Raw genomic sequence first — 19,143 nt, 5'->3', positions numbered from 1 at the left:
ACACGCAATATATGAAAGGATAAGGTAATAAGGCATGAATAAGGTAGAGGTTCTTAAGATGGAGAAGGATGGGTTGGATGTTCGTGAGAACATTGACCGGTTTGCCAAGGCAGGATGGGAATCCATTGAGGATGCAGATATTCAACGATTAAAGTGGATGGGGTTGTTTCTCCGTAATCCAACGCCGGGACACTTCATGGCACGCGTTCGAATACCTGGGGGGAGTGCAACTTCAGCCCAGCTTCGCACCCTTGCAGAGGTCTCGAGCAGCTTTGGCAACGGGGTGATCGATGTGACGACGCGGCAACAAATTCAGCTTCGTCATTTGACTATTGAAGATGTGCCAGAGGTATTCAAGCGGTTGGATGAGGTGGGATTATGGAGCCTTCAGACCGGCATGGATAACGTGCGTAATATTATGACCTGTCCAGCAACGGGATTAACGTCTTCAGAACTCATTGACACGGCGCCGCTGGTTCGAAGCTTGACGGAGGAAATTGTTGGAAACCGGGACTATTCCAATCTCCCGAGAAAATTTAATATGGCGATTACGGGATGTCTCGAAAACTGTCTGCATCTGGAAACTCAAGATTTGGCTTTTGTGCCAGCAACGGTTCAGGACAAAGGGGGCATGACCACAGGCTTCAATGTGTTCGTAGGTGGAAAGTTAGGGTCTGGGGGGTATCGCATTGCTTCATCGTTGGATATGTTTGTAAAACCATCAGAGGTTCTGAGGGTGACGTGTGCCATACTTGAAATTTATAGAGATCATGGTTTTCGAGAGTCGCGCAATACCGCACGGTTGGCATTTTTGGTTGATCGATGGGGAGAGGAACGATTTCGAATCGAAGTGGAAAATCGGTTAGGGCGTCCCTATGCTCATGCAGGAAACGATGCAAGAAAGAAGTCCGTGAATGATCATATGGGTGTCTTTCGACAAAAGTCGTTAGGGTTAAATTATGTCGGGTTGAAAATTCCAGTGGGTCGTATCAACGCAGGCGATCTTCTGAAGATCGCTCAACTATCCGAGACGTACGGAACAGGGGAATTACGACTGGCTCATAATCAAGCCATTGTCATCCCGAATGTCGTTGATAGAAAAATTGGGGACCTAACCGAGGAGCCATTGTTGCAACGGTATGTCTATAATCCTACCCCAATCCAAAAAGGCTTAGTGAGCTGTGTTGGAAATGACTACTGTAACTTGGCAGTGATTGAAACCAAGAGTCGAGCGATCGAAACGGCGAAAAAAATTGAAGCCAAGCTCGGTACCGATCTCAAGCCTATTACGATGCATTGGTCTGGGTGTCCTGCCAGTTGCGGCAATCATTTGGTTGCAGACGTTGGGTTGATTGGCAAAAAAGTGAAAGTGAAAGGTGAGATTATCGAAGCCGTCGATATTTATGTGGGGGGGCGTTCAGGGCCGGACCCAAAACCATCCACGAAGTTACTGGAAGATGTTCCTTGTGATGTCCTCCCGGATGTGTTGAGCGGCATTTTACCGTATCATGCCAGGCACAAAATGCATCAAAGTAAACTTCGCGTTCCTAAAGCATCAGGGAAATCTGAATTGGTGAAATGTCACCAGAATCACTCTTCACAATCCACAGTGTTATGCAAGTAGTAACACAAAAGAAACTTTCTCATGTTTCCTCAAAATTGCATCTGAAGCCTCATACTATCAAGCGCTGTGGTGTGGGGGGCGACACCCACTGTTTGAGAATCTTGCCGACTATATGGCCGTTAAGAGGATTCTCCAGGAGGTGTATGAACAAACGCACATCCGTCTTGTTGCCGATTGCCTGCTGCCGACTCACTGACAATTGGTAGTGAGGCTATAGTCTATTGATTTTCTTAATTTAGTGTAACGCATTCCTTCAATTCGGCTCGAGACTTCATGTACACATTCCAGACAACGCCTCATTGACAAAGTTTGCAATTCCTTCTCTTTTTACTGACAGGATATTTTGCTATGATCAGGGATTCTGTGAAGTCTAAAGTAAAAAAGATGTTGGAAACAGCAAAAGTTATGATTGAGGTAATTTCCTTAAACAGACATTCATTCTAAGTATCAATGTTTCACGCGCCCGTAGCTCAGTCGGATAGAGCATCGGCCTTCTAAGCCGAGGGTCGCAGGTTCGATTCCTGCCGGGCGCACCACTTTCCCTTGTTTTTGTTGATGAGTCTCTCGACCGGTTTCATCATCACGGACCGTTTACCAATCTTAACCCCACAAAGGTTTGTATGAAGGCCTTCTACACGTGCATCATTGTATTTTCCCTTCTTTTGTTCTCTCCAGTTTCAATACTGGCTGAGACCGTTTTGAAAAAAGACGCCGTTGATTTTGCCTTCTCCCTTCCCGAAGCCCAATGGAAAGAGAAAGGCCCCGCATTTTATGCTTGTCCAAATTGCGATGTACGATTTATTGAGACCGAGGCAGGCACAGGCATGATGATACATGATCAGGTTGTCAATCGGTTAACATCGATTTTCCCAAACTATGCGGATCCCAAGAAAGATCCAATATTTGTCGTCATCGGTGTATTTTTTCCGGTTGGTTGGGAGAAAGATTATCAGACCGACAACTATTTGCCGGATCGTGAAACGCAAGCACAACAAGATGTTGGTCTTCAGTATGTCGTTGCTGCAACTCCTGCACGGGGCCCATCTGGGTATGAAGGAATACTCTATACCATTACGAACTCTCAAGGCGAAGAGTGAGTTGAAGGCGGGTGTTCTCACCTATAGAATTGTTTGACCATCGGTATTTTCTCTATTTCTGACGTTCAACCTTCGGTGTTTGATTTCTGATAGACAGGTCATCAACAATCTCCCCCTCGCGTTTTCTTCATACTGATGCCGAATGCGCTAGCCCATTTTGGAATTCAAGGGGTGCTGACCCGGTCAGTCATTCCAAGCGCTGATCCGAAACTCATATTCCTCGGATGTGTCCTGCCTGATGTCCCTTGGATTCTTCAACGGGTTGTACTTGGCCTCGTTCCCGGTATTGATCCCTATACGCTCCGTCTCTATGTGATTGTTCAAGCCTCATTGTTCATGACCTTGTTATTGTGTGGAGCCTTTGCTTGCCTATCAAGGACTCCAGGGCCAATATTTGGCATTCTCGCAGTAAGCGCGGTTCTTCATTTAGGGCTTGACGCATTGCAAATCAAGTGGGCGAATGGAGTCCATTTCTTTGCTCCTATTTCCTGGGAATTGTTTAATGTAGGGTGGTTTTGGCCAGAAAGTTGGCCGACCTATCTTCTAACCGGATTCGGATTGGGGTATGTGGTCTGGTCGTGGAAGACAGCGGTCCACGTGAAACCGTATTGCTTGCCACTTTCCTTTCGCAAGAATAGTCTCTGCCTCAGCTTAGTTGTCGTATATATGGTCTTACCGCTGGTATTTCTTGATGGTCCGTTGATTGCGAACAATCACTTCGTGAACACATTGAAGACTTCAAGTGAACGGATTGGACGTCCAGTAGAATTTGATCGTAAGCTTTACCTGAAGAGTTCGAATGGTGATGTCGTGAAAGGCTTTGGAGAAGACTTTCATGTTCGTGGACAGACGTTAAATCATCAGTCGACTGTATCCATTCGAGGGCGTTTCGTGGAACTCGATACGATTGAGTTCTTAGATGTGCATGAGCATGATCCGTGGTTTCGGAATGGGAGTAGTTACATTGGGCTACTTGCTCTCGTTGGCATGTGGGCAATGGCTGGTTGGCGATATTATCAGTCTTCCGACAGGGAAAAGCCGCTTGAGTAATATCAGCACAGAGGAGGTCATATGGCTCATAATCCTGCATTTGAAAGACTTGTGCAACGTGCCAAAGGACACATCCAGGAAATATCGGTCGACAAAGTGAGGGAACAATTAATGCGAAAAGAGCCGTTTGCATTCATTGACATACGAGAAGATCACGAACGTCAAAAAGGCTATGCGGAAGGTTCGATCCATATTGGTCGGGGGATTCTTGAACGGGATATTGAACGGAAACCATTTGAGAAAGACACACTCATCGTCCTGTATTGCGGAGGGGGATATCGTTCTGCGTTAGCGGCGATGAATTTGGTAGAAATGGGGTATACCCAGGTACGATCAATGGCTGGAGGCTTTAAGGCTTGGAAATGGGCAGGGTATCCACTCAAAGAAGTCGCGCGGCCATGACGCAATAATCACGCATCGAGTGTTTGGTCGTATCAGAACGCCGAAGAGAGTCAACCCTGCCTCATCATCTGTGTCGAGTTTTTCGAGTACGCGTCGTGCTGACTATTTATAGCGTTTGTCGAATTCTTTTACCACCTCATTCGTGATATCCAGGCCACGTTGGCTATAGAGGACAATTTTTAACGTGGTTTCACTTCCTTTATCAATGACTATTGCGAATCCGTGGCGTTGTGCTACAGCCGCTGTCGCAGTTTCGATTTTCTTCATATATTCTTGAACCAGTTCTTTTTGCTTCATCCCCAGTTCTTGTTGATATTCTTGTCCGCGTTTCTGAAACTCTTGAAACTTGCGAGTAAACACGTCTTGTTTTTGCTTGAAGCCTTTATCCGCCGAAGCTTCTGACTTTTTTAATTCGTTTTGAAGATCTTCCAGTTCCTTTTGATCAGCCTTCAACACATTTTCTCGAGCTTGAGCATGTTCTTTAAGCGTAGCAAGGGCTCGACTGCCAGCTTTGGATTTTTCAATAACGGACTGTGGATCAACGATGGCAATCTTAAAGTCTTTGGCAAGAGCCAGCGTACCGGACCCAAAGAATAACAGACACGCACTGATCAAAACACCGATGGTTGCTGTGGTTGGACGTATAGATTGCATTGACGGTCTTAGCCTCCTCATGGTTGTATGCTCCAAGGTCATGTGGATTGAAATACGATTATCGGTATGTCTGAGAGGTGAAACTCGTTGTCTCGAGAGTGTTTGACGGAGCGAGCATTAATATAACAAACAGCCTGTATTGTCGTGAACTTTGATGAGAGTAACTAGGGCAATCGTTCGTGTCAAGAGCTGTTAGAATTCACCACATACCCTTACATTTTGAATGACCGTTTCCCAGTCTTGGGGAAATTATTCTCCGCGTAAGACAAGATTGTCTATGACAATGAACATTATCTGTTTTGGGGATAGTTTGACGGTGGGATATCAATCTCCGACGTCTGAGGTTCCGTATTATCATGCAACACCATATGGTGAACTGCTGCAAGCATGGCTTGGCGAAAAAGGGACGGTTTCAATTCGAGGTGTGAATGGTGAAATGACGAGTGAGATGGTCAGGCGATTTTCTTGGGATGTCCTCGAGTCCCAACCTGATATGGTGATTATTCTTGGAGGGACCAATGACCTTGGAGCCGACATAGAGCCTGAGCGTATTTTTAACAATTTGGTGACATTGTATGATCAGGCAAGGAACGCATTAATTTCTCCTGTGGCGATCACGGTTCCATCGCTGCGGAGCGCCATACACGATGATGACCATGATTTTCTGAGTACTTATATTGAATGCCGTATGGAACTCAACCAATGGCTCATGAACTTTTGTCAGGCGTCAAACATGCCCTGTATTGATCTATTCACAAGAACGAGTGAACCGGAGAGTCATTTACTTGCTTCCAAGTATTCAAACGATGGCCTTCATCTTTCGAGTCAAGGCTATCAGATGTTGGCACAACTGTTATGGGACCATCTATGGGCAAAACAGTATCGTAAATCCAGACAGACCTAATGTGCGTCAAGGAAGTAGCAGAAAAAAGAGTCTTTTGGACAAAAGGCTTACTCTTTTTTCCCACCGGATGAACTTGGTGATGAAGTAGAAGAGGACGACCCGCTGGATGAGCCTGAAGAAGCGCTTCCAGATGATCCTGACGATGGTGTGGATCCAGGCGAGCTTGATGAACTTGAACTGCTGTCACTTGCTGGAGTCGATGAGGAGCCGCTCTCGGATTTTCCTTCAGCTTTTGTCTCCGCGGTTTTTCCCTGCGGTTTTCCATCCTCTCCCGGTCGTTTGGGTTCTTTGAGTTTGTCTGAGTAATCGGTGACATACCAGCCTGACCCTTTAAACATAATGGCCGGGGAGGAGATAAGCTTTTCAACGGGCTCGCCTTTTGGACATGAAAATTCTGTGCAGGTGGTGATAGGCGGGTCTGAAAATTTTCGTTGAACTTCAAACTTTTCTTTACAGGCAGTACAAATATATTCGTAGATTGGCACGATGCCTCCTCCTCATAAACATTTACTATCGAGCTTGTCGTTCTTAGGTAACTCTTTATTTACAAAAGTCAAGGCGGGAATTCTCAAAAACCTTTTACTGTAAGACCTGAATGGCGCTCGCCAGGCTGTCCATCCCTTGCTCGATCACGGAGAGAGGTGGCGTATAGGAGAGTCGAATGTGTTCAGGGGCACCAAATGGTTCTCCTGCGACACAGGCCACCTTGGCCTCGGTCAACAGATAGTGTGCTAAATCAGACGGGGAGGCGATCGTCCCTTGCGCATGTCGTCGTCCAAATAAAGATGAAACATTGGGCAGGGCGTAAAAGGCCCCACGTGGCATCGGACACGTGATCCCGGAAATGCCATTCAGTCGATTGACCATCAGCGTTCGTTGTGCACTCAATTCCTGTACCATATCCTTAATAAACTGTTGCCCCTCGCGCAACGCGGCAACGGATGCCTTTTGCGAAATCGACATTGGATTCGACGTGCTTTGACTTTGAATATGTCCCATGGCCGTAATGAGGTCTTTTGGCCCTGCGGCATACCCGATTCGCCATCCTGTCATTGAATAGGATTTTGATACCCCATTGACGACAAGCGTGCGTTTAGCGATTTCTGGACCCAGTGAAGCAATGCTTGTGTGTCGATGTCCGTCATAGACCAAATGTTCATAAATTTCATCAGAGACCACAAGTAAATTATGTCGGAGCGCCAGTTCAGCCACACTTTCCAACGTTTTTCGGTCATACATACTTCCCGTCGGATTGCAGGGACTATTGAGGATAATCGCTTTCGTTTTCGGAGTAATCAGTGAATCTAGCAGGGAGGCATCAATGGCATAGTGCGAGGATTCCTCTGTCTTGAGTATGACGGGAGTCGCTTCCGTGAGTGCGATTTGATCAGGATACGACACCCAATAAGGACTAGGAATAATCACTTCATCTCCAGCCTCCAAGGCGGCTTGCGTAAAATTGTAGAGCGTGTGCTTGGCCCCACACGACACTAAGATTTGCGATTTCTCATAGTCCAACTGATGGGTGCGCTGAAAGGTCTCAATAATGGCATCTTTCAATTCATCAATTCCTGTCACAGCCGTGTACTTTGTGAAATTTTCCTGGATGGCATTGTGTGCTGCCTGCTTCACGCAGTCTGGCGTATCTTGCGCGGGTTCTCCTGCAGCAAAATCAAAAATTTTGATGCCTTGGGCTTTGAGGGCCTTGACCGTGGCCACCATCTGTAAGGTAGGCGAGGCGGCAATTTTTGTGGTACGAGTCGCGAGTTTCATTTCAGAAGATTTATGAATCGGCTTGGAAACATGCTTCCAAGCGTTTGGCAACATCTGGATGCAAAAAGTCCTGCAACGGACCACCAAGCGAAGCGACCTCTTTGACCATACTAGAGGTCAGGTATGAATACTCTTCGCTCGCCATGAGAAAGACCGTCTCGACACCTTCATCAAGCTTTCGGTTCAAGAGAGCCATTTGGAATTCGTGTTCAAAATCAGAGACGGCTCGCATTCCTCGAATGATCGCTTGGGCGCCGCGTTCTCGAACATAATTAACCAGGAGGCCATCGAAGGATTCCACGTCGACATGCGGCAAATGCTTGGTGGCGATTTTCGCCAGTTCAATCCGTTCTCGTAGATCAAAGAGTGGACCTTTTTGAGGATTGGGTGCGACAGCGACCACCACGCGGTCAACCATCCGAAGGCTTCGCGCAATCACATTCGCGTGGCCCAAGGTGATGGGGTCAAATGTTCCCGGGTAAACGCCGATTCGCATGAGACTCACGTATATGTTGAAAAAATGTCAAGATGGTGTCCCCATACCGAGCTTGTCGAACTTGCTCAAGGGAATTCACTTCTCGGAGCAATGCTGTTTTCCAAAAATGTTCTACCACCATGATCCCCTCGTCAGAAAGAAGGTGTTGTGTGCCTACCTTCGACAAGAGAGATTCAAGCTCCTGGTGCTGATAGGGAGGATCCACATAAATAATGTCATAGGGAGCCTCCTGAAGTATTTGTGGCTGACGCACACTGTTCCAGGCGTCACTCGATACAATAACCGTATGGTTGGGATTTCCACATCGTTTCAAATTATCTTTTAATAGTTGCAAGGAGTCGAGATGGTTGTCGACGAACACCACGCGTGAGGCTCCTCGACTAAGTGCTTCCAATCCAATGGTTCCAGCCCCACAACAAAGATCAAGAACTTTCGCTTCGGATACTCGAGTGTTGAGGATAGAGAACAACGCTTCCCGAACTCGCGCAGAGGTCGGTCTGATTCGATTGCCTACCGGAGCCTTGAGTCGACGGCCCTTTTGTGTCCCAGCTATCACTCTCATGACGTGTATCGCTATAAGTCATCGCCCTAGGGCTTTGTACCGTACCACACCATTTTAGATTATCACAACTCATGATATTGCTAGAGACTTTGACGTGTTTCTTTGAACCTGCCTATAGTGGGTGAGGATGTGAAAATGACAAGAATTTGTAGTGGTGAAATGTGTCTTCGGGCATGCCTATGAATAATATAAAGACAAAAATGGGCATTCAAACTTGGCCAAAGTCTGAACGCCCACGCGAACGTCTCTTACAACAAGGTCCAGAGGCCGTGTCTGACGCACAACTTCTCGCCATTCTCCTGCGTGTGGGGAGGCAGGATTCTTCTGCAGTCCAAGTCGCCATGGAGTTGCTTCAACGGCTTGACGGATTGCAGGGACTCTCCAATCGGAGTCTTGATGAGTTATGTGCGATTCCTGGTGTTGGACCGGCCAAGGCTGCGCAGATTCTGGCTGCCGTTGAATTAGGGAAACGAACCCTGGCCGCCCCGTTAAGCACTGGAGTTCGGGTTGGGAGCAGTCGCGACCTCTTTCATCATTATTATCCATTGTTGCGCGACCTTCGGCATGAAGTCTTCAAGATTGTCCTGTTAGATGCCAAGCATCGAGTGATTCGCGATATGACCATTTCAAAAGGCAGTTTAACCGTGAGTATTGTCCATCCACGAGAAGTGTTCAATGGCGCCGTGCGCGAATCGGCCGCAGCCGTGATCGTGCTTCATAATCATCCAAGTGGAAATCCTGAGCCAAGTCCTGAAGATTACGCATTAACAGATCGATTGGTAACTGCCGGCGATATTCTTGGCATCCGAGTCCTCGATCATTTGGTCATCGGCGATGGCTCATATATGAGTTTTGCCGACAAAGGGTTGATCTCGTCATCATAAAAAAGCCAATTTCGGTCACTCCCCACCTAATTACCATCAGAAGATTCGCACCGTCATCTCCCAATCCTGGTAGATTTTATTCCAGAATCATGCTAGAAATATTTGTGAATAAAGGTTTTTTTGAAATGCACTGTTCTTGAGAGCTTTCTCGCTAGAGAATTCTCATACGGGAATCGACACGGTATGGAAATAAGCCAGGAAGAAGTCGAATATATCGCCCTGTTAGCTCGCTTAAATATTGCTGAAGGCGAGAAAGAACTCATGAGCGATCAACTCAGCCAAATTTTGACATTAGTCAACCAATTACGAGATGTGGATACTGAGGGCATTCCGTTGACGGCCACGACCTCTCAGCAATCGAATGTCTTGAGAGACGATGTTCGGATATCATCCTTGACTGATGAGCAAGCCACGGCCAATGCGCCTCAGGCAGAAGATGGATTTTTGGTCGTCCCCAAAATAATTGCGGATCGTGAGACCTCGTAGCGTGCACCTTATGTTTCAACAATATGCCTTGCCAGGGTTTTCGCTGTCTGATGGTCTTATGACGATACGATTTGGTTGCGACGATCTCCTCCCTCATCTCCTATCTTTATCTCGCGTGCTTCAATCACGACTAGGCTAAGCGATAGACTCATGTACCGGCAATTGCTGAGAGCGAAGATTCATCGTGCAACAGTGACGGACTCCGATTTAGAGTACGAAGGGAGTTTGACGATTGATTCTGACCTCATGGATGCTGCCGGAATCTTGCCATATGAACTGGTGATGGTTTCCAATTTGAATAACGGCGAGCGGTTTTCAACGTATGCGCTTGCCGGGACACGTGGGAAAGGCGAAGTGATTCTTAACGGTCCAACGGCTCGTAAGGGGGTCCTTGGCGACAAAGTAATTATCTTCTGTTATGAATATTTCCTTGACGAAGAAGCCAAGGTGCATTCTCCCAAGGTGATCCAAGTTGACGCACATAATCGTATGATTGAGACCGTATCACAAGAGACGAAAACATGAGAATGACTCATTATTTTAGACGCATCGTGCAATTATTTCAGAGAAATATGTGATGATCTAAATGGCAACCGCACTCTTTAAACTTACCCTGAAAGAACTTCAAGGCCTCTTTACTAGCGGCGATGTTGGTGCCATCGATATTGCGCGTTCGTATCTTCTGAGAATCAGTCAAGTTGAATCCAAGGTCAAAGCCTACATCACGATGCCCGATAGAGAACAGGTGCTTCAGGAAGCCGACACAATTGACGCCTCCCTCAAACAATGGCGAAAAACTCAGCCATTAATGGCCATGCCGTTAGCTATTAAAGATAATATTTGCACCACCGGGATTCGTACGACGTGTGGATCGACAATGCTAGAGCACTTCATTCCTCCGTACAACGCAACGGTCGTGGCAGCATGTCGAGAACAGCAATTTTTATTTATGGGGAAAACCAATCTCGATGAATTTGGCATGGGATCCTCCACCGAACATTCGGTGTTTGGGCCAAGCAGAAATCCCTGGAATCTTGAATGTATTCCCGGGGGCTCAAGCGGAGGATCGGCAGCAGCTGTGGCGGCGGACGAATGCGTGGCAGCCTTGGGCACAGATACGGGAGGGTCGATTCGACAGCCTGCAGCCTGTTGCGGGGTCGTCGGGCTCAAGCCGACGTATGGGAGAGTGTCGCGATATGGACTCGTGGCATTTGCCTCGTCATTGGATCAAATTGGTCCAATCACGAAATCGGTGACCGATGCAGCCATTTTACTGAATGTCCTCGCAGCACATGATCCGAGAGATTCGACCTCTTCTGATCAACCAACCCCTGACTACACGAGGTTTGTTAAGAAAAAAGACGTCAAAAAACTCACCATTGGCGTCCCCAAGGAATTCTTTTCAGAAGGGCTTGATCCAGAGGTTGAACAGCATGTGCAAGCCGCCATCGAGGAGTTTAAGGAGTTAGGTGGCACCATCAAAGAGATTTCTTTGCCGACAACTGAATGGGCCATTGCCGCCTATTATATCATCGCTACGGCTGAGGCAAGTTCGAACCTTGCGCGGTATGACGGAGTGAAGTACGGGTATCGAACAAAGGAGCGCAAAGGTCTCTTAGAGATGTATCGACAAACGCGCGCTGAAGGCTTTGGCTCCGAAGTTAAGCGTCGAATCATGCTTGGGACCTATGCGCTAAGTTCTGGCTATTATGATGCCTTCTACGGCAAAGCACAGTCCGTCAGAACGCTGATTACGCGAGATTTTGATTCAGCCTTTCAGGACGTTGATTTGTTAGTCACGCCCGTGATGCCAACTCCGGCATTTCCATTAGGAGAAAAGCTTCAAGATCCGCTGCAAATGTACTTATCCGACATGTATACTATATCAGCGAGTCTTGCAGGTCTGCCGGCGATCTCGATTCCCTGTGGGTTTAGCCAGGCTGGATTGCCCATTGGCTTGCAATTGATGGGGCGTCCCTTTGAAGAGTCCACAATTCTTCGAGCGGCCTACGCCTATGAACAAGCGACCCAATGGCGAAAGAAACGTCCTCCCATTCGTTAACCGAGTAGAAAGGAAACGTTTTCTATGATCGATTTGGCTGCAGTGGCCATTGCTATCGCGTTTGTTGTTCTTGTGGCGTATTTAATTCCAACCATCGTGCAAATCAAACGAACCGTGGCGCAATCAGAACGGGTGCTCACGCGCGTGAACAATGAACTGCCGGGGTTGCTAAAAGAGATACGCGGCACGAGCGAAAATGTGCGTGCATTGACCGACCAGGCCAAATTTGGTGTCGACCGCGCCTCAACCTTATTTACGGCAATGGGGGAGATGGGACAGACGGTTCATCAAGTCCATGAAACTGTTCGGGGAAAAGGCGGTTCTATTTTCTTAGGATTCTCGAGTGTGTTGGCTGGAATCAAAGCAGCATCGAACAGAATGAAACATCGTGCTTCTAAAGAAGGAGGGAACGAATATGGGAAATAATCAATCAGCATCTGCCGGATCCGTCGCGTTAGCATTCTTAAGTGGGGCCTTAGTTGGTGCCGTCGGAGCTTTTTTGCTCGCTCCCCAGGGGGGGCGGGAATCACGTGAACGATTGGTCGGATATGCCCGACGAACGGGTGAAGATATTCGTGATCTTCGAGAGAAAGCCACTGATGCCTTGGATGACGTCGTCTTGAAAAGTCGCGACTTTGTCGATGAAGCATCTTCAGCGGTGAAAGAGGCAATTGAGGCTGGCCGTGAGGCCATGCGTCGTGAACGTGATCAACATTCTCATGATTACACGCATTAACGTGTAGTCTTCGACAGTAGGCCTATGTCATATCAGGTGGTTATCGGGGTCGAAGTTCATGCACAACTTCGGACGCGATCGAAACTCTTTTGTTCCTGTGGAACAACATTCGGTCGTTCACCCAATTCTCAAACGTGCCCTGTCTGTTTAGGGATGCCTGGCTCTTTGCCGGTCCTCAATCGTATGGCGGTGGAGATGGCTGTACGGGTGGGGCTTGCACTGAACTGCTCCATCCGCAGGGATCACCACTTTGCTCGAAAGAATTATTTCTATCCTGATCTTCCCAAGGGCTATCAAATTTCTCAGTACGATGAGCCAATTTGTGAAAAGGGATGGCTTGAGATTCAGCCAAATGGTGAGACCAAACGTATTCGAATTCATCGTGCCCATCTGGAAGAGGATGCGGGGAAAAGTGTCCATCAACCTGGAAGACCTGAGAGTCGAGTGGACCTGAATCGAACAGGAACGCCATTGCTTGAAATCGTCACGGAACCGGATATGCATTCAGCCGATGATGTGGATGCCTATTTGAAAATGCTCAGAGATATTCTCATCTATCTGGACGTCTGTGACGGGAATATGGAACAGGGTAATTTTCGATGTGAGCCGAACATTTCGTTGCGACCATCGGGGGAACAGCGATTAGGCACGAAGGTCGAATTAAAAAATATTAATTCGTTTCGATTTGTTCGAGAAGCGATCGACTACGAAGTGCAGCGTCAGACGACTGTGCTATCGGAAGGCGGAACCGTCCATCAAGAAACTCGGTTGTGGGATGAAGCACAAGGGAAAACCATGGTGATGCGGAGTAAAGAAGAAGCCCATGACTATCGATATTTCCCCGACCCTGATCTCCTTCCAATTCATCTTGACCAAGCGATAATTGATGAAGTTCATGAAACGCTTCCAGAATTGCCAACTGCTCGAAAACGGCGCTTCATCTCTGACTATCAATTGCCGGTTGCTGATGCTGAAACTCTCACCTCGTCTAAGTCGTTGGCTGATTACTTCGAATTATGTGTCGAAACCTTTCCAGAACCGAAGACGGTTTGTAATTGGGTGAAGGGCGAGTTGCTTCGAGAACTCCATGCCCATGACGTCTCAGCTCACGAATCGACCATGCCTCCTGAGCGATTGGTAAAACTCTTGCGATTGGTCGAACAGGATACGATTAGCTTGAAGGCGGCACGGGAATTTTTTTCTGAGCTGTATGCTAGTGGGAAAGAGCCAGAGGTCTTAATTCAAGAAAAAGGCCTCAGCCAAGTTTCTGATGATGAGGCCTTGATGACATTTATTCGTGAGGTCCTTTCCAACAACCCAACTCAAGTCAGTCAGTACAAGGGCGGCAAGGAAACAGTCTTAGGGTTTTTCGTCGGTCAAGTCATGAAAGCCTCGCAAGGTAAAGCGAATCCAGGAAAAGTCAATTCGTTATTGAAAGTCGAATTATTAAAAGAATCTTAATCTAGGACACGCTGATGATGAGTACGATCCAAACGATTGTTCCGCGTATGATCTTAGATTCCCGAGGGAATCCAACGGTCGAAGTGGAAGTCACGTTAACGAGTGGAGTCCGTGGCCGTGCGGCGGTCCCTTCCGGGGCATCGACCGGGGCACGCGAGGCCCTGGAGTTGAGAGACGGTGACAAGCGACGGTGGATGGGAAAGGGGGTCAATAAGGCCTTAACCAGCGTGAAAAAGTCTTTGGCACCAAAGCTTCTTGGCATGAATGTCTTTGATCAAGTTGCGATTGATTCAACCATGATCACGCTTGATGGAACCAAAGGAAAATCTCGATTCGGGGCAAACGCGATCTTGGGTATCTCGTTAGCTGTGGCGCGGGCGGCAGCGACGGAACTTGGACAACCCCTGTTTCGCTATATTGGTGGGTTAAACGCTCGGGAACTTCCTGTGCCAATGATGAATATTATTAATGGCGGAGCCCATGCGGATAACGGTCTGGATTTTCAAGAGTTTATGATTATGCCTGTTGGTGCAGAGAGTTTTAGTGAGGCTCTGCGGATGGGCACGGAAGTCTTTCATCATCTCAAAGCCATATTGAAATCCCAGGGATTGAGCACGGCCGTTGGCGATGAGGGTGGTTTTGCGCCAAGTGTCGCATCGCATGAGGAAGCTCTTGATCTCATTGTACAGGCCATTAAGAAAGCTGGTTATCGGACCGGTCGGGATATCGTACTGGCACTTGATGCGGCTGCCAGTGAATTTCACCAAAAGAATACCTATCATCTAAAAAGTCAGAATCATTCTCGCCTCTCGTCTGCTGATATGATTCAATACTATCAATCGTTGACGACACGTTTCCCCATTGTTTCGATCGAAGATGGATTAAATGAAGATGATTGGAAAGGATGGAAGGACCTGACCACACAATTGGGTGATCGAGTCCAATTAGTGGGTGATGACCTGTTTGTCACCAATGTTCAGTATCTATCGCGTGGCATTCGCGAACGTTCCGGCAATGCGATTCTCATTAAACTTAATCAGATCGGGACATTGACAGAAACCATAGAAGCCGTAACATTAGCTAAGAGGGCTGGGTTCGGGGTTATTGTATCGCATCGATCCGGCGAGACCGAAGATGTGACGATTGCCGATCTTGCGGTGGCCCTCAATACCGGACAAATCAAAACGGGTTCGCTATCGCGGACAGATCGGCTTGCCAAATATAATCAATTATTGCGAATTGAAGAAGAACTTGGGAGCTCCGCACGCTATGCAGGCAAAGCGTGCTTGCCCATAAATTAACGACTGGAAATGGGAAGAAATCGAAAGCGGAAAAAAAGGGCTCCAGGATTTTGGGGTGAACTCAACAGCAAATTGCCCGTTGTTGCCGGAATGATTTTAGGTGGAGTGTTTCTTGGGTACATTTTTTTTACTGAAGAAGGGATTCCTTTTTACCTCAAACAAGTTCACGCAGCCGAAGAATTGGCGCAGCATATTCAGGATATCGAAAAGACCAATACCGTGCTAGAGAATGAAATTCGTCGAGTGAAGTCTGATCCGCTGAAACTTGAAGAACTTGCCCGCAATCGGCTAGGGATGGTGAGACAAGGGGAAAAAGTCTATCAATTCGTTGAACCTCGTCTCATGGATTCCCAATCGACGCCGTAATCGTTTACTATTCCTTTCTCTCAGTATCTGAATTTCTCCTGAACGTGGGGACACGTGTTTTTTCCATATTTTGTATAGGATATATCGACGATGAAATTTGGTACCTTAGTGATTGTCGGACGACCTAATGTTGGAAAATCTACACTCCTGAATGCGCTGGTACGACAAAAAATTGCGATTGTCTCGGATAAACCACAAACGACGAGGACGCGAGTCCTTGGAGTCGGACATTTCTCGAGCGCGCAACTGGTGGTCCTTGATACACCGGGACTTCATAAACCCAAACATCAATTGAATCGGAAAATGGTGAGAACGACATTAGACACGCTTCCTGATGCCGATATGATCTATGTGATGATGGATGCCAATAAACCTCCTGGAGCCGGAGATCGATTTGTGGTAGAGCAAGTTGAGGCTGCCACGAAATCCCAGACCTATGCTGGTGTATTCTTGATCTTAAATAAGGTGGATGAAGTCAGAAGGTCGCGATTGCTGCCGTTGATTGAACAGTGTCAGCAAATGCGTGAATGGTCGGAAATTGTCCCGATTTCGGCTAAGAATGGGGAGAATATTGAACGTCTGATTGATCTGACACTCTCGTATCTTCCAGAGGAAGAACAACAGTACTATGAAGAAGACTTTCTTACTGATCAATCGATGCGTCAAATGGCAGCTGAAATGATTCGGGAAAAAGTCCTGCTCCATACCCATGCTGAACTTCCATATGCGGTCGCTGTTCTCCTAGAAGAGTTTATTGAAGAGGATTCACGTGCTCACGTCACAGCAACCATATTTGTCGAAAAGTCGTCACAAAAGCCAATCATTATCGGAAAACAGGGCCAACGATTAAAAGCTATTGGAACAGAAGCTCGAATGGATATGATGAAGGCGTTCGGGTTGAAAGTGCATTTGGAACTGTGGGTCAAAGTTCGTGAAAATTGGCGAGATAATGAACACCTACTCCTTGAATTAGGATATTAAAGACAAAGTATACGATGAAAAATTTTAGACAACGGTGAGAGAATTCACGTTGTACCGTACATTGTTACTTTTACAATAACTCACGATGCCACTCTACAAAACGAAAGCGATTGTCATTAAAAGTCAGCGCTGGGGAGAAGCTGACAGGATTGTGACTTTCTATACAGAACAAGTCGGAAAAGTTCGTGGGATTGCACGAGGTGCGAGACGAATGAAAAGTCGGTTTGGCAGTGCACTTGAACCATTTCGACTTGTTGAATTGACGCTATTTGAAAAAAACATTGAATCACTGGCACGTATTAGCCAAGTCGATATCACTGGATCGTTCGAAGGACTTCGTGAGAATTTACGGCTTATGACGGCTGCAGCACGAATCGTAAATTTCATCCGAGCCGTTACCCCAGATCGAGACCCGAATCATGCTGTCTTTCTGGCCCTTAGCGAGGGGTTGTCGACTCTGGAAACCGTTGATGACCCAGAATTGTGCGCGCTGTTATTTCAAATTCATGTTCTTGGGCATACAGGGTTTCGTCCTCAAATTGATTCCTGTACAGAATGTGGACGGTCGGCAGGACGCGTCCCCGTAAGGTTCTTTGTGCAGGCAGGTGGAGTGATGTGCCTGATGTGTGGCGAGAGATCGTCTGACCGTGGCCTCCCCATTTCTCCTGGTAGCTTAGCATTCATCCAGCAAGCCAGGAGACTGCCGTTTGCGAAGATGACACGTCTTCGAGCTAGCGGACAAATTCGACAGGAAATCGAACAAGTTATTGAAACATATGTAGAGGTTGTAATCGGAAGATCGCTTCCATCGATGAACGTCTCCTCTCAGAGTTCTTCTCAATTTAATCGATTCTCAAGATCCTCAAAGGAGTATATCTGATGACAAACAAGACACTCGAACCAAAGGATATGAATTGGCTGGAGAATGGCGTGCTGGGTATCGAGTGGAGTGATGGCCATCATGGGGTATATCCCGTCCGCTATCTCCGTCAACACTGTCCCTGTGCGGCTTGCGTTGATGAATGGACCGGGGAATTACGACTCAAGCCAGACTCCGTCCCTTTGCTGATCATGGTTCAAGATATTGAAGCCGTCGGGCGTTATGCGCTTCGGTTTAAATGGAGTGACGGCCATGATACTGGGATCTATTCCTATGCTGCTTTACGACGTTTGTGCCAGTGTGATATCTGTCAACCAGAAAAACCTCAAAAGCCTCGAGGGAAAGTTCTCCTCTGACTTTTCCCGTGTCGCAGATATTTTTGTATCACGCGCGCTTGAATGTTCTTAGCAGAACTTCAATCAATGAAGAAATCGTGGGTTCAGGTTAACTTCATATAGAAGCATACTTGGGAAGAGTCTCAACTCTCATGAAAATGTGGGTCGATCGTCCACGAGACGTGAGAGAGTCACTCAATAAGAGTTACGTTGCGGAATGAGGGGATTTGTAGAATCGCGGTGCGGGCTTGTGACACATAATAGGCGTATTCTGGCTCTGGATACTCGTCAATGATAGATTGCATGAGGTCTTGTGCCAGAAGGTATCGACCTGATTGCCAGGCAGCTTGTCCTGCTTGCAAGGCACAGGAAACAGCCATAGCTCTTGGGTCAACGGAAAGACGAGAACTCCGTGCTGAGGTCCAATTTTTCAAAAATTTTGGCAAAGGGATCGGCGAGTGATGAATAGTGATTGGCCCTGGCGCTTCTGATAATTGCGCGACATACTCCTGCATTTGCAAGGGGTTTCGGTCGATCACGCAATCGTTGTACAGAGTCCATAGATCCATAAATTCTGAGTCCTGGAGACTTAACTCACTCTTTTCCGTGGGTTGAAGGCTTTGGCAACCCGAAAAGAATAGTAGGAAAACAAGGCTCAGGAGAGTATAGGTTTTAAAGTTTTTCATTGTATGCATATCAATTATCTTGCTAACCACTCACTTATTTTCATGAACTCGCACAGATTTATATTACTACTTAGCAATACTAATGCTCATAATTTACTTAAATGTAACATACTGAAAAATAAAAGAAAATAGTAATTTAGTTAGGTCTGCGCTTAACGAAGTGTTGCTTAAATACAACGAAGGTGTGTGATTTGTTCCCTAATTCTCGAGATTTCCCGGTGGCTTAAGCTGAATTTTCTTTGAGTGCGTCAAGCCTGTTTTCTTCTCAGTATCAAATTCATTAATGGTTTCTGAAATCTTTTTCTGAGCATTAAGCAAGGCGTATACCAAAATAGCTTAGGGCTTTAGATCCACGACTGATTGCGACTACACACCGATTTTGAGGAAACTCCCAACCGTATCA

At 47.0% G+C, this 19,143-nt stretch carries 23 protein-coding genes and 1 tRNA gene; 18 read left to right on the top strand and 6 right to left on the bottom strand.

Going from position 1 to position 19,143, the window contains the following annotated elements; genetic code table 11:
• Positions 1-34 precede the first annotated feature (34 nt).
• The 5 genes from ACWQXP_RS04910 to ACWQXP_RS04890 all read left to right on the top strand — a co-directional run bounded on the left by ACWQXP_RS04910 (position 35) and on the right by ACWQXP_RS04890 (position 4,173).
• A complete protein-coding gene (locus ACWQXP_RS04910) occupies positions 35-1,624 on the top strand; it encodes a ferredoxin--nitrite reductase (protein ID WP_454061728.1) in 1,590 nt (529 codons plus the stop codon).
• Positions 1,625-2,083: 459 nt separating this feature from the next.
• A tRNA-Arg gene (locus ACWQXP_RS04905) sits at positions 2,084-2,160 on the top strand.
• A 162-nt stretch (positions 2,161-2,322) separates the two neighbouring features.
• The gene (locus ACWQXP_RS04900; RefSeq protein WP_454061727.1) at positions 2,323-2,721 is read left to right on the top strand and encodes a hypothetical protein; all 399 of its coding nucleotides are present in this window, start codon (positions 2,323-2,325) and stop codon (positions 2,719-2,721) included.
• A gap of 135 nt (positions 2,722-2,856) precedes the next feature.
• Positions 2,857-3,771: a hypothetical protein gene (locus ACWQXP_RS04895; RefSeq protein WP_454061726.1), complete on the top strand. Its 915-nt coding sequence runs from the start codon at positions 2,857-2,859 to the stop codon at positions 3,769-3,771.
• Positions 3,772-3,792: 21 nt separating this feature from the next.
• Positions 3,793-4,173, top strand: a complete 381-nt coding sequence (locus tag ACWQXP_RS04890; protein ID WP_454061725.1) for a rhodanese-like domain-containing protein — start codon at positions 3,793-3,795, stop codon at positions 4,171-4,173.
• 102 nt (positions 4,174-4,275) lie between these two features.
• On the opposite strand, the gene ACWQXP_RS04885 is transcribed toward ACWQXP_RS04890, so the two are convergent.
• Entirely contained in the window at positions 4,276-4,827 is a 552-nt protein-coding gene (locus ACWQXP_RS04885; protein ID WP_454061724.1) for an OmpH family outer membrane protein, read from the bottom strand.
• Between the two features lie 277 nt (positions 4,828-5,104).
• On the opposite strand from ACWQXP_RS04885, the gene ACWQXP_RS04880 reads away from it, so the two are divergent.
• Positions 5,105-5,731 carry an SGNH/GDSL hydrolase family protein gene (locus ACWQXP_RS04880; RefSeq protein WP_454061723.1) on the top strand — a complete coding sequence of 209 codons (627 nt, stop codon included), beginning with the start codon at positions 5,105-5,107 and terminating at the stop codon, positions 5,729-5,731.
• Positions 5,732-5,778: 47 nt separating this feature from the next.
• On the opposite strand, the gene ACWQXP_RS04875 is transcribed toward ACWQXP_RS04880, so the two are convergent.
• From ACWQXP_RS04875 to rsmD, 4 genes are all read right to left on the bottom strand, one after another.
• The gene (locus ACWQXP_RS04875) at positions 5,779-6,216 is read right to left on the bottom strand and encodes an FmdB family zinc ribbon protein (protein ID WP_454061722.1); all 438 of its coding nucleotides are present in this window, start codon (positions 6,214-6,216) and stop codon (positions 5,779-5,781) included.
• A gap of 94 nt (positions 6,217-6,310) precedes the next feature.
• Positions 6,311-7,558 (bottom strand): pyridoxal phosphate-dependent aminotransferase, encoded by a 1,248-nt coding sequence (locus ACWQXP_RS04870; RefSeq protein ID WP_454061721.1) that lies wholly within the window; start codon positions 7,556-7,558, stop codon positions 6,311-6,313.
• Positions 7,515-8,000 carry a pantetheine-phosphate adenylyltransferase gene (coaD, locus tag ACWQXP_RS04865; protein ID WP_454061720.1) on the bottom strand — a complete coding sequence of 162 codons (486 nt, stop codon included), beginning with the start codon at positions 7,998-8,000 and terminating at the stop codon, positions 7,515-7,517. The genes ACWQXP_RS04870 and coaD overlap by 44 nt, the downstream gene beginning before the upstream one ends.
• Entirely contained in the window at positions 7,969-8,562 is a 594-nt protein-coding gene (rsmD, locus tag ACWQXP_RS04860) for a 16S rRNA (guanine(966)-N(2))-methyltransferase RsmD (protein WP_454061719.1), read from the bottom strand. Before rsmD ends, coaD begins: the two co-directional genes overlap by 32 nt.
• Positions 8,563-8,741: 179 nt before the next feature.
• Between rsmD and radC the strand changes: the two genes are divergently transcribed.
• From radC to ACWQXP_RS04800, 12 genes are all read left to right on the top strand, one after another.
• Complete coding sequence (gene radC / locus ACWQXP_RS04855; protein ID WP_454062981.1) at positions 8,742-9,446, top strand: RadC family protein; 705 nt, start codon at positions 8,742-8,744, stop codon at positions 9,444-9,446.
• A gap of 183 nt (positions 9,447-9,629) precedes the next feature.
• Positions 9,630-9,932 carry an Asp-tRNA(Asn)/Glu-tRNA(Gln) amidotransferase subunit GatC gene (gene gatC, locus ACWQXP_RS04850; RefSeq protein WP_454061718.1) on the top strand — a complete coding sequence of 101 codons (303 nt, stop codon included), beginning with the start codon at positions 9,630-9,632 and terminating at the stop codon, positions 9,930-9,932.
• 150 nt (positions 9,933-10,082) lie between these two features.
• On the top strand, positions 10,083-10,457 hold the full coding sequence (panD, locus tag ACWQXP_RS04845; RefSeq protein WP_454061717.1) for an aspartate 1-decarboxylase: 375 nt from the start codon (positions 10,083-10,085) through the stop codon (positions 10,455-10,457).
• A 61-nt stretch (positions 10,458-10,518) separates the two neighbouring features.
• Positions 10,519-11,994 (top strand): Asp-tRNA(Asn)/Glu-tRNA(Gln) amidotransferase subunit GatA, encoded by a 1,476-nt coding sequence (gene gatA, locus ACWQXP_RS04840; RefSeq protein ID WP_454061716.1) that lies wholly within the window; start codon positions 10,519-10,521, stop codon positions 11,992-11,994.
• 24 nt (positions 11,995-12,018) lie between these two features.
• Positions 12,019-12,420: a DUF948 domain-containing protein gene (locus ACWQXP_RS04835; RefSeq protein ID WP_454061715.1), complete on the top strand. Its 402-nt coding sequence runs from the start codon at positions 12,019-12,021 to the stop codon at positions 12,418-12,420.
• Positions 12,410-12,730 carry a YtxH domain-containing protein gene (locus ACWQXP_RS04830; protein WP_454061714.1) on the top strand — a complete coding sequence of 107 codons (321 nt, stop codon included), beginning with the start codon at positions 12,410-12,412 and terminating at the stop codon, positions 12,728-12,730. Before ACWQXP_RS04835 ends, ACWQXP_RS04830 begins: the two co-directional genes overlap by 11 nt.
• Positions 12,731-12,754: 24 nt before the next feature.
• On the top strand, positions 12,755-14,191 hold the full coding sequence (gene gatB / locus ACWQXP_RS04825; protein ID WP_454061713.1) for an Asp-tRNA(Asn)/Glu-tRNA(Gln) amidotransferase subunit GatB: 1,437 nt from the start codon (positions 12,755-12,757) through the stop codon (positions 14,189-14,191).
• A 17-nt stretch (positions 14,192-14,208) separates the two neighbouring features.
• Positions 14,209-15,492, top strand: coding sequence for a phosphopyruvate hydratase (gene eno, locus ACWQXP_RS04820; RefSeq protein WP_454062980.1), 1,284 nt, complete (start codon positions 14,209-14,211; stop codon positions 15,490-15,492).
• Between the two features lie 9 nt (positions 15,493-15,501).
• Positions 15,502-15,858: an FtsB family cell division protein gene (locus ACWQXP_RS04815; protein ID WP_454061712.1), complete on the top strand. Its 357-nt coding sequence runs from the start codon at positions 15,502-15,504 to the stop codon at positions 15,856-15,858.
• Between the two features lie 90 nt (positions 15,859-15,948).
• Entirely contained in the window at positions 15,949-16,839 is an 891-nt protein-coding gene (era, locus tag ACWQXP_RS04810; RefSeq protein WP_454061711.1) for a GTPase Era, read from the top strand.
• 85 nt (positions 16,840-16,924) lie between these two features.
• On the top strand, positions 16,925-17,719 hold the full coding sequence (gene recO / locus ACWQXP_RS04805; protein WP_454061710.1) for a DNA repair protein RecO: 795 nt from the start codon (positions 16,925-16,927) through the stop codon (positions 17,717-17,719).
• Entirely contained in the window at positions 17,719-18,075 is a 357-nt protein-coding gene (locus tag ACWQXP_RS04800; RefSeq protein ID WP_454061709.1) for a gamma-butyrobetaine hydroxylase-like domain-containing protein, read from the top strand. The genes recO and ACWQXP_RS04800 overlap by 1 nt, the downstream gene beginning before the upstream one ends.
• Before the next feature lie 170 nt (positions 18,076-18,245).
• Here the strand turns inward: ACWQXP_RS04800 and ACWQXP_RS04795 are convergent, their stop codons facing one another.
• Positions 18,246-18,623, bottom strand: coding sequence for a hypothetical protein (locus ACWQXP_RS04795; protein ID WP_454061708.1), 378 nt, complete (start codon positions 18,621-18,623; stop codon positions 18,246-18,248).
• Positions 18,624-19,143 lie beyond the last annotated feature (520 nt).

The sequence above is a fragment of the Candidatus Nitrospira salsa genome, from assembly GCF_965152625.1.
This window is presented reverse-complemented; position numbering and strand designations above follow the sequence as displayed.

Bases quoted from the DNA above. Each gene is read 5' to 3' on its own strand.
- ACWQXP_RS04910 (WP_454061728.1), top strand. From the start codon at position 35: ATGAATAAGGTAGAGGTTCTTAAGATGGAGAAGGATGGGTTGGATGTT.
- ACWQXP_RS04895 (WP_454061726.1), top strand. From the start codon at position 2,857: ATGCCGAATGCGCTAGCCCATTTTGGAATTCAAGGGGTGCTGACCCGG.
- ACWQXP_RS04890 (WP_454061725.1), top strand. From the start codon at position 3,793: ATGGCTCATAATCCTGCATTTGAAAGACTTGTGCAACGTGCCAAAGGA.
- ACWQXP_RS04885 (WP_454061724.1), bottom strand. From the start codon at position 4,827: ATGCAATCTATACGTCCAACCACAGCAACCATCGGTGTTTTGATCAGT.
- ACWQXP_RS04880 (WP_454061723.1), top strand. From the start codon at position 5,105: ATGACAATGAACATTATCTGTTTTGGGGATAGTTTGACGGTGGGATAT.
- ACWQXP_RS04870 (WP_454061721.1), bottom strand. From the start codon at position 7,558: ATGTTGCCAAACGCTTGGAAGCATGTTTCCAAGCCGATTCATAAATCT.
- coaD (WP_454061720.1), bottom strand. From the start codon at position 8,000: ATGCGAATCGGCGTTTACCCGGGAACATTTGACCCCATCACCTTGGGC.
- rsmD (WP_454061719.1), bottom strand. From the start codon at position 8,562: ATGAGAGTGATAGCTGGGACACAAAAGGGCCGTCGACTCAAGGCTCCG.
- radC (WP_454062981.1), top strand. From the start codon at position 8,742: ATGAATAATATAAAGACAAAAATGGGCATTCAAACTTGGCCAAAGTCT.
- gatC (WP_454061718.1), top strand. From the start codon at position 9,630: ATGGAAATAAGCCAGGAAGAAGTCGAATATATCGCCCTGTTAGCTCGC.
- panD (WP_454061717.1), top strand. From the start codon at position 10,083: ATGTACCGGCAATTGCTGAGAGCGAAGATTCATCGTGCAACAGTGACG.
- gatA (WP_454061716.1), top strand. From the start codon at position 10,519: ATGGCAACCGCACTCTTTAAACTTACCCTGAAAGAACTTCAAGGCCTC.
- ACWQXP_RS04835 (WP_454061715.1), top strand. From the start codon at position 12,019: ATGATCGATTTGGCTGCAGTGGCCATTGCTATCGCGTTTGTTGTTCTT.
- ACWQXP_RS04830 (WP_454061714.1), top strand. From the start codon at position 12,410: ATGGGAAATAATCAATCAGCATCTGCCGGATCCGTCGCGTTAGCATTC.
- gatB (WP_454061713.1), top strand. From the start codon at position 12,755: ATGTCATATCAGGTGGTTATCGGGGTCGAAGTTCATGCACAACTTCGG.
- eno (WP_454062980.1), top strand. From the start codon at position 14,209: ATGAGTACGATCCAAACGATTGTTCCGCGTATGATCTTAGATTCCCGA.
- ACWQXP_RS04815 (WP_454061712.1), top strand. From the start codon at position 15,502: ATGGGAAGAAATCGAAAGCGGAAAAAAAGGGCTCCAGGATTTTGGGGT.
- era (WP_454061711.1), top strand. From the start codon at position 15,949: ATGAAATTTGGTACCTTAGTGATTGTCGGACGACCTAATGTTGGAAAA.
- recO (WP_454061710.1), top strand. From the start codon at position 16,925: ATGCCACTCTACAAAACGAAAGCGATTGTCATTAAAAGTCAGCGCTGG.
- ACWQXP_RS04800 (WP_454061709.1), top strand. From the start codon at position 17,719: ATGACAAACAAGACACTCGAACCAAAGGATATGAATTGGCTGGAGAAT.
- ACWQXP_RS04795 (WP_454061708.1), bottom strand. From the start codon at position 18,623: ATGGATCTATGGACTCTGTACAACGATTGCGTGATCGACCGAAACCCC.